This window comes from Bacillus sp. JKS001846, assembly GCF_900176455.1.
GTDB lineage: Bacteria > Bacillota > Bacilli > Bacillales > Bacillaceae_G > Bacillus_A > Bacillus_A cereus.
The window spans coordinates 4,946,286-4,962,500 of the sequence record NZ_FWYG01000001.1; the positions used below are offsets into that span (position 1 = coordinate 4,946,286).

Here is a 16,215-nt window from a genome sequence, read left to right on the forward strand (position 1 = left end):
CTATTCAAAAAATAAAAAAGAAATATTATCACAATTTGTAAACACGACAAACTTAGCTCCAATTGTTTCATAGAGCCTCGCTGGATATCGTTTATTCCTTGTAACAACAGTAATAGGTGCTTGAAAAGAAAAGCGAATGTGTTCTGTGAAAAAACTAACGATTGAAAGCTCATCCCCTAGTAAAATCACCTTCTTAATACACTCACAAATACTAGTAAAGTCCTGCTCCTTACTGCAGCTATAAGTCCAATCAAACCCACAATTCCTAACTTCAGCCGCTATCTCTTCATTTGCTGTAAAAATAATTAACTCATGTTGAAATGATACTAGATCTCTTAAACTATCTACCTTACTTTCTTCTCCAACACAAATAAGTGTTAGTTCCATGTACCTCATCCTCCTTAGTATAAAAGAAATCAAACATAGATTGATATTCTCCTATACTAATCAGATCGATGAAGTGATGTATCCATCATGGCACCGTCCTCTCTCAAGACGCTTACGAAGTTAGCTGTCGGATTCGGACTTTGAGAGTAGCCCTACTTTCAAACTTGAAAGATTCACCCCTAGTGCCTACGCACAAATTGGTTCCTCCGCTCCATATAATTGGACTCAGCGTTTACAAAAAAATGTATTCTGGCTGATATATTACTCCTGTATTTTGAAAAAGTAAACAGAAAAAAAGCCAGTTATAAAACTGGCTTTTCACTTACCTATGCACGCATTCTATTCACTTTATATGCAAAATGATTCGTCGGCCCATGGCCACTACCAATATTCAATGGCTCTTCAATTGCTATACTAATAAATCGTTTTGCTTCTTGAACAGCATCTTCAATCGAGTATCCTTTCGCAAGTCCTGCTGTAACCGCTGAAGCAAATGTACACCCACTTCCATGCGTTTGCTTTGAAGGAATTCGCTCGCTTCTAAACTCAATAAATTTTTCTCCATCAAAGAGGAAATCAATTACTTCATTCCCTTGATATTCTGCATGTCCGCTCTTCATAAGCACATATTTAGCACCTAATTCATGCAATACTTTTGCAGCTTCCTTACTATCTTCAACATTATGAATCTCCATCCCAGTTAACACTTCTGCTTCTGGGACATTCGGTGTTATAACAGTTGCTACTGGTAATAAATATTCTTTTAATGCTTGAACTGCTTCTTGCTGTAATAATGATGCACCGCCTTTTGCAATCATAACGGGATCTAGCACAATATTATTCCAGCCAAACTTTTTAATTTGTTCTGCAACAATTTGAATTATTTCACTACTAAATAACATTCCTAGTTTCACTGCATCTGGTGTTAAATCCGTACCAATTGAATTCAACTGTTCTGTAATACCTTCTAACGGAACAGGATATACCCCTTGAACGCCAAGCGTGTTTTGAGCAGTAATCGCCGTAATCGCCGTCATTCCGTATACACCAAGCTCTTGGAATGTTTTTAAATCTGCCTGAATTCCAGCACCGCCGCCGCTATCAGACCCTGCAATTGTTAAAGCTTTATTCACTTTCATCCCACTCATCCTTTTCTATCCAAAATAGCGATGATAAATCGTTTTTGCTTCGCTTATATCTTTCGTTCCATGTACGAGCACACGGCCATCTTTAAAGGCGACTAACCTCTTGTCTTCAATAGAAAATGATAGTAAATATGGATTTATATTTAAATCATTCACACGACCTTCCAACAACTCTTTATATTGTTCAAAATTTATTTCATCTTTATGAGGTGGTCTAATTTGAACTGTATTTCGCCCGCATAAAACTGCTGTTTTTGATGTGTTCTCTTTATTTAAATACGGATATAATGCATTCTCTCCGCATGAAGGACAATTATGCTGGCGAAGCTTTTGCACATTCATACATGAATACTCATTCTTCCACATATCAAACGATACAAGCCCATCTCGAAGTGATTCGTAATCTTCTACTAACAGTTTAAGAGCTTCTGTTACTTGATGAGAAACGACAAGAGATACAGCAGGTGATATAATACCCGCTGTATCACATGTTGCCCCGCCAAGCGGAATCGACTGTAATAAACATGATAAACATGGTGTTTTACTAGGAAGGATTGTGTAAGAAAGACCGTAACTACCTACACATGCACCGTAAATCCATGGAATAGAATATTTTTGTGCTATATCATTTACAATAAAGCGTGTTTCAAAATTATCAGTCGCATCAATAATTACATCAACATTTATAACAAGTTCTTCTAGCTCTTCAGCTGTTACATCTTGAACGAGAGCTTCTATTGTTACATCGCTATTAATCTCATCTAAACGTTTTTTAGCCGCTATAGCTTTTGGAAGATTATTCTTTACGTCGCTCTCTGCATACAATTGTTGTCTTTGTAAATTACTCCAATCTACATAATCACGGTCAACAATTGTTATCTTGCCAACACCTGCTCTTACAAACATCTCTGCATTTGCACTACCTAATGCACCTGCACCGATAATAAGCACATGCTTTTCTCTTATCTTTTGCTGTCCTTCTTCTCCAATTGGAGAAAATAGTTCTTGGCGAGAATATCGATTATTCAACTACGCTCATTCCTTCTAAAGGACTACTTGCAGTTGCACAACGCTTACGTGCAATACGACCTGCTTCAAATCCTAAACGGCCTGCTTCAATACTTAATTTCATTGCTTGTGCCATTTTAATAGGATCTTTTGCACCTGATACAGCTGTATTTAATAACACGCCATCTGCTCCTAATTCCATTGCAAATGCCGCATCAGCTGGGCTACCAATACCGGCATCAACGATAACTGGTACTGTCGCTTGTTCAATAATGAAGCTCAAATTTAATGGATTTACAATACCAAGTCCTGATCCGATTGGAGATGCTCCTGGCATAATCGCATGCACGCCAAGCTCTTGTAATTTACGTGCTAATACAACATCATCAGATGTATACGGAAGTACGATAAATCCTTCTTCCAGTAACATTTCAGATGCCTTTAACGTTTCTACCGGATCAGGTAATAACGTTCTATCATCACCAATAACTTCTACCTTTATCATGTCACAAAGCCCAGAGGCTTTTGCTAATTTTGCAATACGAACAGCCTCTTCAGCGTTTTTTGCCCCTGCTGTATTTGGTAATAACGTATATTTTTTCACATCAAGTTTCTCTAATAAATTAGGTTGCTTTGCATCAAAGATATCCATACGACGTACTGCAAACGTTAAAATTTCAGCTTCAGAAACGTCAATTGCCTTTTGCTGTACGTCAAAATCAGGGAATTTACCTGTTCCTAATAAAAGTCTAGAATGAAATGAAAATGGTCCAATGTTTAACATAATCAACCGCCTCCTACGAAAGTTACAATCTCAATTTGGTCTCCATCAAAAACAGATGTATCTGTATGATCATCTTTTTGTAAAATATCTTTATTACGCTCTACTACAACAATTCTGTTATCTAACTCTAAATGTGTAAGTAGCTCAGCTACTGTTTTTACACTCGCTGGCACTTCAATTTGGTTACCATTAATTTTTAAATTCAAACTTCCATCCCCTTTCTAAACGCTTCTAGAAAGCAATGAATCTAGCAAATGATTCTCTTGCTTTCCTTCTATTAAATCAGCCATATATTGACCAGAAATAGGACTTAATAAAATACCGTTTCGATAATGGCCCGTGCAAGCATATAAACCTTTTATTTCTTCATGCTCTCCCATATAAGGAGCTTCATGATTCGATTGTGGTCGTAATCCTGCCCACGTGCTTTCCCATTCTGCTTCTTTTAAAGCTGGCAATATTGTATAAGCACGCTCTAATATAGAAGTTATACTTTCTGGCTGCACAGTTTTATTGAACGTATGTGGCTTCATTGTTGCCCCAATTACGTAACGTCCACCGCGCTTTGGAGTAATGTAAAATCTTTCTTGAAAAATAGGTGCTTTTAAAAGTTTTTTTCTACTTCTTACCGCAACCACTTCTCCTTTAACTGGATATGTACCCCAATCACGGTGAAAATAACCTAGTAACTTCGTGCTCCATGAACCTCCTGCAATAACGACTTTCTCACATGTGACAATACCTTCACTTGTAATAACTCCAGTCACTTTATTATTTTCAATACGGATATCAAATACTTCTGTCTGTTCATATATATCAGCACCGGAAATTGCCGCAGAATGTGCGAATGCTTTCGTAAGCTCTGGTGCAATAACATGACCGTCTTTCGGATAATATACTGCTCCTATAATAGATTCGGATAGATATGGCTCTTTTTCCCGCACATGGTCTCCCGTTAGAAAATAAGAATCTTCACCTGTTTTCTGCTGCCAATCCATAATGTGAAGTATTCTTTCCTTCTCATCTTCATTTTGAGCAATACGATAAATTCCTTTTTCTTCATATCCAATATCAATACCCGTCTTTTCACGTAAAACTGCTGCAAGTTGTGGAAATATAGTTCGGCTTTCTCTAGCAAGTTCAAATAGCGGATCATACGCATCCCATTCTGCCTGAACACCAAGTAAACCAGCAGCTGCTTTGGAAGCTTCCGATGCAATACTTTGCTTCTCCACAATCGCTACTTTATGTCCTCTTTCTGCTAGAAAATGTGCAACTGAACTGCCAATTACACCACCACCAATAATCGCTACATCATACTTCTCACACATGTTTTTCCGCCCACTTTCTTATTGATTCCTTATAAGATTTCGCTTTGCTATACGGGTTACTACTACTTACAATTCCAGACATAACTGCTATACCACTTACACCGTTAGTAAGAACATCCACTGTGTTTTGTGGGGTAATTCCTCCAATTGCTGTAATCGGTATAGATAAACACCTTGCAATGTCTGAAATTTCTTCAAGCCCTCTCGCTGGCACACCTTTTTTACAATCTGTCGGAAATACATGGCCATAAACGAGTGAATCCGCTCCATTTTTAAAAGCTACTATTGCTTCATCTAGCGAATGCACAGAATAACCGACATGCAAATACGAAAACTTTTCTTTCACTGACTTTACATCTGTACTTCGATATCCTAGTTGAACACGAGGAATATTTAATAAAATTGCAATATCAATTCGATCGTTTATGACAATTTTAGAAGCCGGAAAGCCCTCCATTAATAGACTTTCCACACCTTCATATAATTCCTTCGTACTCTTCTCACGCTCACGAATATGCAAATAATCAATCTCACTCTCAATTTGCATCGCTACATTCACTAACTCTTCGAATGGCATATGGCCATTTGAGATTACGTGGAGCTCATTTTTCATATTCATTCGCCTACTTTAAAATATTTTCGAATAGTTCATCGGCTGGGACGGTTTCTTTCGTCATTCCTTTGTCCTTCAGCCACTTATTTTGTTTCTCCCAAGATTCTTTTGAATCTGATAAAAATGGCTCATCTTTCGTTTCCATCTTCTCTAATAAAATTTTCATACTTTCCTTTTCAACTTCTGGCACAAGTGGGAAGTTTTCTTTTTCTTGATGATTTAATAAAATATTCAATGCTTCATCTGGGTTTTTCTTCATGAAATCATAGCCTTTTTTCGTACCGCGTAAGAAAGCTTGCAACGCTTCTTTATCTTTTTTCAACGTTTTATCACCTGTTACAAACACAAGCTCATGATAGTTTGGTACTCCGTAATCAGCTGGATTAAAGTACGCTGGTTCATGGCCTTCATGACGCATAACAGGTACTTCATGGTTAATGTATGCCCCTGTTACCGCATCTACTTTCTTCGTAATTAATGCTGGTACTAAATCAAAGCCAACATCAACTACTTTCACTGTATCAGGATTACCACCAGCTTCTTTTACCATCGTTTTTAAATACATCTCACTTAAAGGTGTTCCAGAGTATCCTACTGTTTTTCCTTCTAAATCTTTCGGTGATTGAATGCCCGCTGATTTCAGTGATACAACATGATTTAATGGTGAACGTACGACAGCTCCAATTGATTTCACTGGAATTTGCTCATTCGCTCTCGCCATAACAACATCTGGCTGATAATACAAGCCAACTGTTACCTTCCCTGCTGCTGCCAGCGTTAATGGATCAGTCGGATTAGAAGGGAATTTAATATTTACCTTTACACCTTCTTCTTTAAAGTATCCTTTTTCAATTGCTGCATAGATAAAGCTATGTACCGCATTTGGATACCAATCTAACATGACTGTTATTTCTTTCTCTTTTTTACTTTTGTCTGATGCTGAATTACTCGAACATCCTGCAATTATTGCAATTAATAATGTAAACACAAAGATGCGCTTTAAAAATTTCATGAATACTTCCTCCAACTAATGAATTTCTTTTCTAATATGGAAATAATTACGACGAAGAAAATAGCTAATAATGATAACAATACAATAGGTGCAAATACGCCAGCTCCATCTAACTGCGTCATCATTCTCTTACTGAAATATCCAAGCCCAGCTTGTGCACCGAGCCATTCTCCAATTGCTGCTCCGATAACACTAAGCGGAACTGCAATTTTTAAAGCTGAGAAAAAATAAGGAAGAGCAGACGGCAACTTTAATTTAAGAAAAATATCTCTTTTTGTTGCTCCATATGTAACTAAGAGCTCCTCCCATTCTTTTTTCGTACTACGCAGTCCATCATACGTATTGACCGCAATTGGGAAACACGTAATTAAAACTGTGACAACAACCTTACTCCAAATTGTGTATCCAAACCATAAAACAAATAGCGGAGCAAGCGCAGTAATCGGAATCGTTTGTGAAGCAACTAATAATGGATAAAATGCTCTCTCCATCCATGTACTCGCATTCATTAACATCGCTAGCCCTACACCTAATACGATAGAGATAACAACACCTATTAAAACGACGTATAACGTTGCAGGTAAATGAACTGTAAATAATATGTCTTTTAGTTTCCATATCTTCATTACAATCGCAGAAGGTGACGGTAAAATGTACATCTCATCTACAATTCTTGCTCCTATTTCCCACACAACTAGTAAAATACTAGAAAGTGTAATAGCAGGAACTAATTCTTTCAATCGGTTCATCACACAAGTACCTGCCTTTGTAACATACTAAGAAGCTCATCTTTCAGCGCTAATACTTCCGGTTTATATAAATCTTTTCGTGTTCTGTTATGATCAAGCGGTACAGTCCGCTCAGTCAAAGTCGTTATCGGCTGCTGTTCCACTACTAAAACTCGGTTTGAAAGAAATAACGCTTCTTCAACATCATGAGTAATGAATAAAATTGTTTTTTCCCACTCTTGCCATTGTTCAAACAACCATTCTTGCAAAGAGGTCTTCGTTAAAGCATCCAACGCACTAAATGGTTCATCTAACAGCAATATTTCCCCGCCTGTTAATAAAGTTCGAATAAAAGATACACGTTGTCTCATACCACCAGATAAATCTTTCGGATATTTTTTCTCATACCCTTGCAAACCAAATTTATGTAACAGTTCCTTTGCCTTTACTTGTGCTTCTTTCTTCTGTACACCTTGGCACTCTAGCGGCAGGGCAGCATTCTCAATAATTGTTCTCCACGGCAAAAGCATATCTTTTTGCGGCATATATCCTACAGGATGGTGCTTTGTTTCTGTCAGTTCTATCTGTCCAGTACTTACCTTTTCTAGACCTGTAATAAGGCGAAATAAAGTACTTTTCCCACATCCACTCGGTCCGATAATACTGACAAACTCTTTCTCATGTATAGAAGCATTTAATTCATGGATGATTGGTTTCTCATCGTAATGAAAAGAAACATTATGAAACTGTAGTATGTTCTTGCTCCTCAAATCCCCACATCTCCTTACGATAGGACATATCCCAGAATAAATATTCAAATCGACTGGAATATAAGAAAATCTCCTCTAATCTTTCTAGTTCTGTCTCAGACTTTCCCACTGCCATTTCATTTAATAAATCTATTAACCAAATACACAGATTACCGTATTCTTCCGAACTATATCCTTGAATCCACTCACCAAAAAACTCATGATCTCTTGCTCCAGGAATATCATTTAAACGCTTTCCAATTTCCCAATAGCTCCACATACATGGAAGAAGCGCTGCTATTAATTCCGCAAGTGTGCCATTTTGAGATACAGACATCATGTAATTTGTATAAGCTAAATTTTTAGCAGATGGTTTCGCAGACTCTATCTCCTCTATAGAAATTCCAAGTCTTTTTGCATATTGTTTATGGATTGTCATTTCGCCATTTAATATTCCATCAATTTGTTCAGCGAACTTTCCCATTACTTGTGGATTCGTTGCTTTTACAACACCAATCGCATATAACTTTGCATAATCTAGCAGATATAAATAATCTTGAATAATATAATACTGGAATTTATCTTTTTCTAACGTGCCATCTCCCATACCTACTACAAACGGATGATTATGACTCATCTCCCAAACCGGTTGCACAGTTTCTAATAATCTATCGCAAAATTTCATTTCTCTATCCCCTTTCAATATATGTATCTAAATAAAAAACCACTTCTATATATAAGAAGTGGTTACAGCAAATAAAGTTATACATTTATTCGATGTTCCACTTCCCTTCGCTAGTATTACCTAGATCAGGTGTTGTAAGGGTTAAGGATTATTCCTCTCTCAGCAAATCAAGCACCCCTAGTGGTTTCAATATGAAATTTTCAAATAAAAAAGCCCCGTTTCTATACGCAAAGAAACGGGGACTCATTGTTAGTGTCCGAATTGCTTCCCTACGCTAGCATAATCTAGATCAGGTAATAAAAAGGATCAAAGGCTTACGGCCTACTCTCAGCTGGCAACACCAGCTCTCCTAGCAAACTATAAAATTATCACTGTCAGTATAACACCCTAATAAGACATCATCAACTTTTTTAATTTTCTTAATTATTAACAGAATATCAAATTTATACAATACATACATTCTATTTTAGAAAATAAAACCCCAATTAATTGCATAAGAAGGAATCATTATCCTCAAAAAATTTATTTTTATATTGATTTCATATTACATTTATGTGAATACACCCACTATATTATATCTTTATACTATAATAAAATTACAACTATACAACTAGAGGAGGTCTCTATTCCATGAATATGAAAGCTACTGCTTTAACAGCAACTACTGTAGCGATTGCTTCTTTACTTCCTTCTATGGGTGAAACAAATGTACAAAAAGCAAACGCTGAACAATTATCTAATATTAAAACTGGGTATGTCAAAGTCGATCAAGTAGCATTACATACAGAAGATAACGTAAAAAGCACATCAATTGATACAATTCGCTTTAATACAAAAGTGAACATCCTTGAAACAACTAATGAGTGGTATAAAGTATCTGTTCATAATAAAGTAGGTTATGTACAAAAAGATGCTATTTTACTAAAAAACAAACTTCATTCTAATGATCAATACATCGTTAATGCTAATGCATTAAACGTTCGCTCTGAACCTAATTTAGAATCTTCCATTTTAGATGTATTACCAAATGGCAAGTTTATTACCGTTCAAGAAGATCAAGGCGAATGGTATAAAATATCGCATAATGGCCAAACAGGTTACGTACAAAAAGCATTCATCTCTAATGGTTCACAACCCTTAGTAAAAGGAATCACCGTTCAAAATAATACAAAATATACTGTTGCAACACCTAATCTAAATGTACGTAGCAACGCTAGTACAAGTAGCGCTCTACTCGGTTCATTACAAAACGGTACACAAGTACAAGTAGTAGAAACTGTAGGAACTTGGTATAAAATTCGTTTTGGCACAGGATACGGATATGTAGCAAAACACTATGTAGTACAAAATCAACCACAAGCTAAAACTGATCAACCTTCATCAATTCCAGCTGCTTTCAAATTCCCTGCTCAAGGAAGAATTAGCTCAACCTTTGATATACGCTGGGAACAAATGCATTATGGTATAGATATTGCCGCTCCAGGAAACGTCTCTATCCAAGCTGCTGCTGCAGGTAAAGTTGTGAAATCTTATTATTCAGCTAGCTATGGCAATGTTGTTTTCATTGCGCATCAAATCAATGGGAAATTATATACAACTGTTTATGCTCATATGAAGGATCGCACTGTACAAGCTGGTGATCAAGTACAAACTGGACAATTAATAGGTCATATGGGAAACACAGGTCATTCATACGGGCAGCATCTTCATTTTGAATTACATAATGGAGAATGGAATTTTGAAAAAACAAATGCAGTAAATCCACTGCCATATTTAGTTAGGTAAATTGTATGCCACGCAATATACCTCTTATAATTGAATACGTAGCCTTTTTAGGTTTAATCTGTTGTTTAATCATTTACAATACAAACATTGTATTTTTATCTATTATTATTGCTTTTGTTGCATTAGAAATTATGATGGAATCATTTCAAGTGCAACTAAAACAAAAAATTGCCCATATTTATAATGCTATTTTTCTTTTGAGTGCTCTCATAACAAATATAATTAGTAATGGCTTTTATTTATCTACTGTATTTCCAGTATTCTTTATGGCTGTTTTATTATTTGTAGCTAGATATATTAATGTCCCTTATAACCAAAAACAAAAACAAGAAGCTTAGAAAGAGGAGACACTGTGTACCAATCTTTCAAAGATACTCCAATAAAATACATATTGAATTTGTATAAGAAAGCCAATACTTTTTTTGGTATACAAGGAAGTTATACTGAACAACTTCTCCTATATGGAATGTTTTTTCTTGTCTTAATCACTTTCTCTTTGTTTTACTAACAAAAAAGGATCTCACATAAACTGGAGATCCTTTTTAATTTATATTAATTTTTCATATCGAAAATATTGTTTATCCACAAGCATATTTTTCATAAATAAAGCTCAGATTATATTTTTTCTCTAAGCTCATTCGTTGTTCGTCATCGCACCAATAGAAAAGAATATCATGAATCGTTGCGTAACGCTTATTTTTAAGAAATAGCCTAAAGAATGATGGTAAACAATCATGTAATTGTATAAATATATAATTGCGTAGTGTTTCTTCTTTATATTCAATGCCCTTACAAATATACAGTAATTCTTCACAATAATATGCATGCTGTGGAACTTGTATCATTTCGAAAAATGGCACATAAGATAGTAGCTTTCCAATAAAATGACCGTATCGATCCATTACTCCTATCGTCATATGCTCCATCATTTCTTTCATCACATATAAATAATCATCTACATGCGTTGTCTTTAATGGGTCTAAGCGATCGGAAATTTGAGATAATACAGCTCTTTGACATGCTAAAACTGCCTGACTAGGTCCATAATATGATAGGAAATCTGTACACTTACGATATTTCCGTAATAAATCATGTGTATACAAATCATATACAAAAGTATTACAATACATTGCTAAACTCATCATATCACTATTTAATTGCTCTTTTGATAATGATTTCGCTCTCTTGCACATATAAAAGAATGTAAATTCCAATACTTCTTTATGAGATAATAAATGTTTACAATCGGTTATACACTTCTCATTAAATTTAACTCTATCCCAAATTTCAATATCCCTATCTGTCAATTCACCTATACGATATTTAATAATTAAATAATTTAAAGCAACTGATTGCGTCAAAAGATCCCATGTTTCATATTCCAATGAAGTATGAACAAACTCAGCTAATCCTTGCGCTATCATAAAATCATTTGCCTCTTCATACCAACCAATCTCTTGGCATAAGCGAAGAATACGCACTAAAGTTGGAATTTCATCTTTATGAAACTGCGGTAATTTCTTTGCTTTATTCATGCCATATACGATAAATGCCGCTAAATTTTCTTCTTTATAAAATTCTTTTTCTTTCCATACTAATATAGTTCGTTCTTTCCCCTCACCTTTTGGGTGACAAGGTACAAGCAAAGAAAATAATTCAGCGAAATTATTTGGTTCTATATATGTATCTGTAACCAAATTCCAATTTGGATCGCCCTGTACAGCCTTCATATAATTCCCCTTCCCTTTTCATCTATGTAGGAAATATTAATTTATTATCGCACCACTAAAAATTAATATTGTTATATTCAAAATCTATCATAATACTTATATCTATCAGTATATCATCTTTTCTCTTATTAAAAATTAAGAATAACAAATTTTAAAAAAATGTCGAAATTATTAACCGTATCCTTATTATATAATGTCTCAGATACATCACGCTAACATATTAGTTTAATCCATATATGCTAGAATAATGTATCTGAAATTTATATATAATTTAGCTCTTTATGAGTGACCATTAAACTCTCGGTTAATTAAAGTTTCAATTTACTCTGTACGCTCTGAGATTTCACTCAAGGCAAATCCAGCTTGATCATCTGCTGATTCCCTTATAGCTAAATCTCCTAGTGCTAACATGCCAATAAGTTGACCACTATCAACTACTGGTAATCGTCTAATTTGATGCTGTGCCATTAGCTCTGTAGCTTTTTCAATAGAATCATTTGGAGAAACTGAGATAATATTTGTTGTCATTACATTTGTAATTTTATTAGATCCAGGATGTTTTTCAGCAATCCCTCGAACGACTAAATCACGATCAGTAACAAGCCCAACAACTTGCTCATTTTCAACAACAGGAATTAATCCAACTGATTCTTCCTTCATTTTAACAGCTGCCTCATATACATTGTCTAGCGGTGTACAATGTACAATATGGGTACTCATTAAGTCTCTAACTCGTGTCATTATTTATTTCCTCCTTTTTATACATACCATAGCTTTTCCAAAATTCCTTTATTTATTTCTGGAAAGTAACGTAATAAAAAGGATTAACAAAATAAAAAAGAGCCAGCATAATGCTGACTCTTTTTTGTATGACCCGTACGGGATTCGAACCCGTGTTACCGCCGTGAAAGGGCGGTGTCTTAACCACTTGACCAACGGGCCATGGCTCCGCAGGTAGGACTCGAACCTACGACCGATCGGTTAACAGCCGATAGCTCTACCACTGAGCTACTGCGGAATAATATATGGTGGGCCTAAATGGACTCGAACCATCGACCTCACGCTTATCAGGCGTGCGCTCTAACCAGCTGAGCTATAGGCCCATATACTTTACAGGGGCAGTAGGAATCGAACCCACACTGGAGGTTTTGGAGACCTCAGTTCTACCTTTAAACTATGCCCCTAAATGATGCCGGCTAGAGGACTTGAACCCCCAACCTACTGATTACAAGTCAGTTGCTCTACCAATTGAGCTAAGCCGGCATAAAAAAATGGTGGCTCGGGACGGAATCGAACCGCCGACACGAGGATTTTCAGTCCTCTGCTCTACCGACTGAGCTACCGAGCCAACATAAATGGCGGTCCCGACCGGGGTCGAACCGGCGATCTCCTGCGTGACAGGCAGGCATGTTAACCACTACACCACGGGACCATTTGGTTGCGGGGACAGGATTTGAACCTGCGACCTTCGGGTTATGAGCCCGACGAGCTACCGTGCTGCTCCACCCCGCGACAATATAAAGTTTTAAAAAATGGAGGAGGTAGAGGGATTCGAACCCCCGCGCGACTCTCGCCGCCTGTCGGTTTTCAAGACCGATCCCTTCAGCCGAACTTGGGTATACCTCCATGAAGGAAAAAATAAATATTTTATTATTATATGTCTAAACCATTAGAGAAAAAATGGAGGAGGTAGAGGGATTCGAACCCCCGCGCGATTCTCACCGCCTGTCGGTTTTCAAGACCGATCCCTTCAGCCGAACTTGGGTATACCTCCGAGACATATATTAAATAAAGTGGAGCCTAGCGGGATCGAACCGCTGACCTCCTGCGTGCAAGGCAGGCGCTCTCCCAGCTGAGCTAAGGCCCCATGTTTTTTGGGAATATCGGGAAGACAGGATTTGAACCTGCGACCCCCTGGTCCCAAACCAGGTGCTCTACCAAGCTGAGCCACTTCCCGTTAATAAAAGCGCGCCCGAGAGGAGTCGAACCCCTAACCTCTTGATCCGTAGTCAAACGCTCTATCCAATTGAGCTACGGGCGCATATGGTGCCGAGGGCGGGGGTCGAACCCGCACGGTGGTCACCCACCGCAGGATTTTAAGTCCTGTGCGTCTGCCTGTTCCGCCACCCCGGCATGTCATATTGAAAATTGGAGCGGAAGACGGGATTCGAACCCGCGACCCCAACCTTGGCAAGGTTGTATTCTACCACTGAACTACTTCCGCAAGACATGTATGAGTTATTTTATTAAAAGTGCGGGTGAAGGGAGTCGAACCCCCACGCCAAAGGCGCTAGATCCTAAGTCTAGTGCGTCTGCCAATTCCGCCACACCCGCATATTTCATTAAAATGGTGAGCCATGAAGGACTCGAACCTTCGACCCTCTGATTAAAAGTCAGATGCTCTACCAACTGAGCTAATGGCTCTTAATGGCTGGGCTAGCTGGATTCGAACCAGCGCATGACGGAGTCAAAGTCCGTTGCCTTACCGCTTGGCTATAGCCCATTAATTAAGAATGGTGGAGGGGGGCAGATTCGAACTGCCGAACCCGAAGGAGCGGATTTACAGTCCGCCGCGTTTAGCCACTTCGCTACCCCTCCGACATATATGGTGGAGGATGACGGGATCGAACCGCCGACCCCCTGCTTGTAAGGCAGGTGCTCTCCCAGCTGAGCTAATCCTCCATTTTGCCTGGCAACGTCCTACTCTCACAGGGACAAGGTCCCAACTACCATCGGCGCTAGAGAGCTTAACTTCCGTGTTCGGTATGGGAACGGGTGTGACCTCTCTGCCATCATTACCAGACTGTATTCATTTAAGACAAGAATCATTTTAACTTATTTAACTTTTAAAGTCAACAAGTTTTTTATATTCTCTCAAAACTAGATAACATTGCTACATATTATATGGTTAAGTCCTCGATCTATTAGTATTCGTCAGCTCCACATGTCACCATGCTTCCACCTCGAACCTATCAACCTGATCATCTTTCAGGGATCTTACTAGCTTACGCTATGGGAAATCTCATCTTGAGGGGGGCTTCATGCTTAGATGCTTTCAGCACTTATCCCTTCCGCACATAGCTACCCAGCTATGCCCTTGGCAGAACAACTGGTACACCAGCGGTGCGTCCATCCCGGTCCTCTCGTACTAAGGACAGCTCCTCTCAAATTTCCTACGCCCACGACGGATAGGGACCGAACTGTCTCACGACGTTCTGAACCCAGCTCGCGTACCGCTTTAATGGGCGAACAGCCCAACCCTTGGGACCGACTACAGCCCCAGGATGCGATGAGCCGACATCGAGGTGCCAAACCTCCCCGTCGATGTGGACTCTTGGGGGAGATAAGCCTGTTATCCCCGGGGTAGCTTTTATCCGTTGAGCGATGGCCCTTCCATGCGGAACCACCGGATCACTAAGCCCGACTTTCGTCCCTGCTCGACTTGTAGGTCTCGCAGTCAAGCTCCCTTATGCCTTTGCACTCTACGAATGATTTCCAACCATTCTGAGGGAACCTTTGGGCGCCTCCGTTACACTTTAGGAGGCGACCGCCCCAGTCAAACTGCCCACCTGACACTGTCTCCCGGGTCGATAAGACCCGTAGGTTAGAATTTCAATACAGTCAGGGCGGTATCCCACCAGCGCCTCCACCGAAGCTAGCGCTCCGGTTTCAATGGCTCCCGCCTATCCTGTACAAACTGTACCAAAATTCAATATCAGGCTACAGTAAAGCTCCACGGGGTCTTTCCGTCCTGTCGCGGGTAACCTGCATCTTCACAGGTACTATAATTTCACCGAGTCTCTGGTTGAGACAGTGCCCAAATCGTTACACCTTTCGTGCGGGTCGGAACTTACCCGACAAGGAATTTCGCTACCTTAGGACCGTTATAGTTACGGCCGCCGTTTACTGGGGCTTCAGTTCAGAGCTTCGCTTACGCTAACCCCTCTCCTTAACCTTCCAGCACCGGGCAGGTGTCACCCCCTATACTTCGCCTTACGGCTTCGCAGAGAGCTGTGTTTTTGCTAAACAGTCGCTTGGGCCTATTCACTGCGGCTTTCCGTTAAGAAAGCACCCCTTCTCCCGAAGTTACGGGGTCATTTTGCCGAGTTCCTTAACCAGAGTTCTCTCGCACACCTTAGGATTCTCTCCTCGCCTACCTGTGTCGGTTTGCGGTACAGGCACCTTTTATCTCGCTAGAAGCTTTTCTTGGCAGCGGGGAATCAAAGACTTCGCTCCATAAGGAGCTTCCCCATCACAG

15 protein-coding genes, 20 tRNA genes, 2 rRNA genes and 3 riboswitches (1 of these 40 cut by a window edge) are annotated in these 16,215 nt (G+C 38.8%); of the genes, 2 read left to right on the forward strand and 35 right to left on the reverse strand.

Annotated elements, in window-relative coordinates; translation table 11 throughout:
* The 11 genes from B9A45_RS26505 to tenA form a co-directional block, all read right to left on the reverse strand.
* On the reverse strand, nucleotides 1–387 hold the full coding sequence (locus B9A45_RS26505) for a hypothetical protein (RefSeq protein ID WP_118414074.1): 387 nt from the start codon (nucleotides 385–387) through the stop codon (nucleotides 1–3).
* A 93-nt stretch (nucleotides 388–480) separates the two neighbouring features.
* Nucleotides 481–628: riboswitch (cyclic di-AMP (ydaO/yuaA leader) on the reverse strand.
* 85 nt (nucleotides 629–713) lie between these two features.
* Nucleotides 714–1,526: a bifunctional hydroxymethylpyrimidine kinase/phosphomethylpyrimidine kinase gene (gene thiD / locus B9A45_RS26510; RefSeq protein WP_084065480.1), complete on the reverse strand. Its 813-nt coding sequence runs from the start codon at nucleotides 1,524–1,526 to the stop codon at nucleotides 714–716.
* A 15-nt stretch (nucleotides 1,527–1,541) separates the two neighbouring features.
* Nucleotides 1,542–2,561 (reverse strand): thiazole biosynthesis adenylyltransferase ThiF, encoded by a 1,020-nt coding sequence (gene thiF, locus B9A45_RS26515; RefSeq protein ID WP_001065413.1) that lies wholly within the window; start codon nucleotides 2,559–2,561, stop codon nucleotides 1,542–1,544.
* Nucleotides 2,554–3,324 carry a thiazole synthase gene (gene thiG, locus B9A45_RS26520; protein ID WP_000931981.1) on the reverse strand — a complete coding sequence of 257 codons (771 nt, stop codon included), beginning with the start codon at nucleotides 3,322–3,324 and terminating at the stop codon, nucleotides 2,554–2,556. Before thiG ends, thiF begins: the two co-directional genes overlap by 8 nt.
* A 2-nt stretch (nucleotides 3,325–3,326) precedes the next feature.
* On the reverse strand, nucleotides 3,327–3,530 hold the full coding sequence (gene thiS, locus B9A45_RS26525) for a sulfur carrier protein ThiS (RefSeq protein WP_001049502.1): 204 nt from the start codon (nucleotides 3,528–3,530) through the stop codon (nucleotides 3,327–3,329).
* Between the two features lie 15 nt (nucleotides 3,531–3,545).
* Nucleotides 3,546–4,655 (reverse strand): glycine oxidase ThiO, encoded by a 1,110-nt coding sequence (gene thiO / locus B9A45_RS26530; RefSeq protein ID WP_084065482.1) that lies wholly within the window; start codon nucleotides 4,653–4,655, stop codon nucleotides 3,546–3,548.
* A complete protein-coding gene (tenI, locus tag B9A45_RS26535; RefSeq protein ID WP_000787171.1) occupies nucleotides 4,648–5,268 on the reverse strand; it encodes a thiazole tautomerase TenI in 621 nt (206 codons plus the stop codon). The genes thiO and tenI overlap by 8 nt, the downstream gene beginning before the upstream one ends.
* Nucleotides 5,269–5,278: 10 nt before the next feature.
* Nucleotides 5,279–6,280, reverse strand: a complete 1,002-nt coding sequence (locus tag B9A45_RS26540) for an ABC transporter substrate-binding protein (RefSeq protein ID WP_000670416.1) — start codon at nucleotides 6,278–6,280, stop codon at nucleotides 5,279–5,281.
* Nucleotides 6,277–7,029 carry an ABC transporter permease gene (locus B9A45_RS26545; RefSeq protein ID WP_084065484.1) on the reverse strand — a complete coding sequence of 251 codons (753 nt, stop codon included), beginning with the start codon at nucleotides 7,027–7,029 and terminating at the stop codon, nucleotides 6,277–6,279. Before B9A45_RS26545 ends, B9A45_RS26540 begins: the two co-directional genes overlap by 4 nt.
* A complete protein-coding gene (locus tag B9A45_RS26550; RefSeq protein ID WP_001256793.1) occupies nucleotides 7,029–7,778 on the reverse strand; it encodes an ABC transporter ATP-binding protein in 750 nt (249 codons plus the stop codon). Before B9A45_RS26550 ends, B9A45_RS26545 begins: the two co-directional genes overlap by 1 nt.
* Nucleotides 7,747–8,442: a thiaminase II gene (tenA, locus tag B9A45_RS26555; protein WP_000666828.1), complete on the reverse strand. Its 696-nt coding sequence runs from the start codon at nucleotides 8,440–8,442 to the stop codon at nucleotides 7,747–7,749. Before tenA ends, B9A45_RS26550 begins: the two co-directional genes overlap by 32 nt.
* 85 nt (nucleotides 8,443–8,527) lie before the next feature.
* A riboswitch (TPP riboswitch) is annotated at nucleotides 8,528–8,631 on the reverse strand.
* Between the two features lie 60 nt (nucleotides 8,632–8,691).
* Nucleotides 8,692–8,803: riboswitch (TPP riboswitch) on the reverse strand.
* 269 nt (nucleotides 8,804–9,072) lie between these two features.
* Here tenA and B9A45_RS26560 point away from each other — a divergent pair.
* Both B9A45_RS26560 and B9A45_RS26565 read left to right on the forward strand, forming a co-directional pair.
* On the forward strand, nucleotides 9,073–10,227 hold the full coding sequence (locus B9A45_RS26560) for an SH3 domain-containing protein (protein WP_001056031.1): 1,155 nt from the start codon (nucleotides 9,073–9,075) through the stop codon (nucleotides 10,225–10,227).
* 5 nt (nucleotides 10,228–10,232) lie between these two features.
* Complete coding sequence (locus tag B9A45_RS26565) at nucleotides 10,233–10,565, forward strand: hypothetical protein (protein ID WP_001137823.1); 333 nt, start codon at nucleotides 10,233–10,235, stop codon at nucleotides 10,563–10,565.
* Nucleotides 10,566–10,805: 240 nt separating this feature from the next.
* On the opposite strand, the gene B9A45_RS26575 is transcribed toward B9A45_RS26565, so the two are convergent.
* The 24 genes from B9A45_RS26575 to B9A45_RS26690 form a co-directional block, all read right to left on the reverse strand.
* Nucleotides 10,806–11,957 (reverse strand): DUF3965 domain-containing protein, encoded by a 1,152-nt coding sequence (locus B9A45_RS26575; RefSeq protein ID WP_000648912.1) that lies wholly within the window; start codon nucleotides 11,955–11,957, stop codon nucleotides 10,806–10,808.
* Nucleotides 11,958–12,278: 321 nt separating this feature from the next.
* The gene (locus B9A45_RS26580) at nucleotides 12,279–12,698 is read right to left on the reverse strand and encodes a CBS domain-containing protein (protein ID WP_000199011.1); all 420 of its coding nucleotides are present in this window, start codon (nucleotides 12,696–12,698) and stop codon (nucleotides 12,279–12,281) included.
* A 129-nt stretch (nucleotides 12,699–12,827) separates the two neighbouring features.
* Nucleotides 12,828–12,899, reverse strand: a tRNA-Glu gene (locus B9A45_RS26585).
* A gap of 1 nt (nucleotide 12,900) precedes the next feature.
* A tRNA-Asn gene (locus B9A45_RS26590) sits at nucleotides 12,901–12,975 on the reverse strand.
* Nucleotides 12,976–12,983: 8 nt separating this feature from the next.
* A tRNA-Ile gene (locus B9A45_RS26595) sits at nucleotides 12,984–13,060 on the reverse strand.
* A 10-nt stretch (nucleotides 13,061–13,070) separates the two neighbouring features.
* Nucleotides 13,071–13,141 (reverse strand) — tRNA-Trp (locus tag B9A45_RS26600).
* Nucleotides 13,142–13,147: 6 nt separating this feature from the next.
* Nucleotides 13,148–13,220, reverse strand: a tRNA-Thr gene (locus tag B9A45_RS26605).
* A gap of 9 nt (nucleotides 13,221–13,229) precedes the next feature.
* Nucleotides 13,230–13,305, reverse strand: a tRNA-Phe gene (locus tag B9A45_RS26610).
* An 8-nt stretch (nucleotides 13,306–13,313) separates the two neighbouring features.
* Nucleotides 13,314–13,389: transfer RNA gene (locus B9A45_RS26615), tRNA-Asp, on the reverse strand.
* A 3-nt stretch (nucleotides 13,390–13,392) separates the two neighbouring features.
* Nucleotides 13,393–13,469, reverse strand: a tRNA-Met gene (locus B9A45_RS26620).
* Nucleotides 13,470–13,490: 21 nt separating this feature from the next.
* Nucleotides 13,491–13,583: transfer RNA gene (locus B9A45_RS26625), tRNA-Ser, on the reverse strand.
* A 55-nt stretch (nucleotides 13,584–13,638) separates the two neighbouring features.
* Nucleotides 13,639–13,731 (reverse strand) — tRNA-Ser (locus B9A45_RS26630).
* A 20-nt stretch (nucleotides 13,732–13,751) separates the two neighbouring features.
* Nucleotides 13,752–13,824 (reverse strand) — tRNA-Ala (locus B9A45_RS26635).
* A gap of 16 nt (nucleotides 13,825–13,840) precedes the next feature.
* Nucleotides 13,841–13,914 (reverse strand) — tRNA-Pro (locus tag B9A45_RS26640).
* Nucleotides 13,915–13,924: 10 nt separating this feature from the next.
* A tRNA-Arg gene (locus B9A45_RS26645) sits at nucleotides 13,925–13,998 on the reverse strand.
* Between the two features lie 3 nt (nucleotides 13,999–14,001).
* Nucleotides 14,002–14,090: transfer RNA gene (locus B9A45_RS26650), tRNA-Leu, on the reverse strand.
* 16 nt (nucleotides 14,091–14,106) lie between these two features.
* Nucleotides 14,107–14,181 (reverse strand) — tRNA-Gly (locus B9A45_RS26655).
* 29 nt (nucleotides 14,182–14,210) lie between these two features.
* Nucleotides 14,211–14,291 (reverse strand) — tRNA-Leu (locus tag B9A45_RS26660).
* Between the two features lie 14 nt (nucleotides 14,292–14,305).
* Nucleotides 14,306–14,381: transfer RNA gene (locus B9A45_RS26665), tRNA-Lys, on the reverse strand.
* 4 nt (nucleotides 14,382–14,385) lie between these two features.
* A tRNA-Gln gene (locus B9A45_RS26670) sits at nucleotides 14,386–14,460 on the reverse strand.
* 11 nt (nucleotides 14,461–14,471) lie between these two features.
* Nucleotides 14,472–14,555 (reverse strand) — tRNA-Tyr (locus B9A45_RS26675).
* Nucleotides 14,556–14,563: 8 nt separating this feature from the next.
* Nucleotides 14,564–14,639 (reverse strand) — tRNA-Val (locus B9A45_RS26680).
* Between the two features lie 5 nt (nucleotides 14,640–14,644).
* Nucleotides 14,645–14,760, reverse strand: a 5S ribosomal RNA gene (gene rrf, locus B9A45_RS26685).
* 101 nt (nucleotides 14,761–14,861) lie between these two features.
* Nucleotides 14,862–16,215 (reverse strand): 23S ribosomal RNA (locus B9A45_RS26690) (it continues 1,568 nt past the right edge of the window).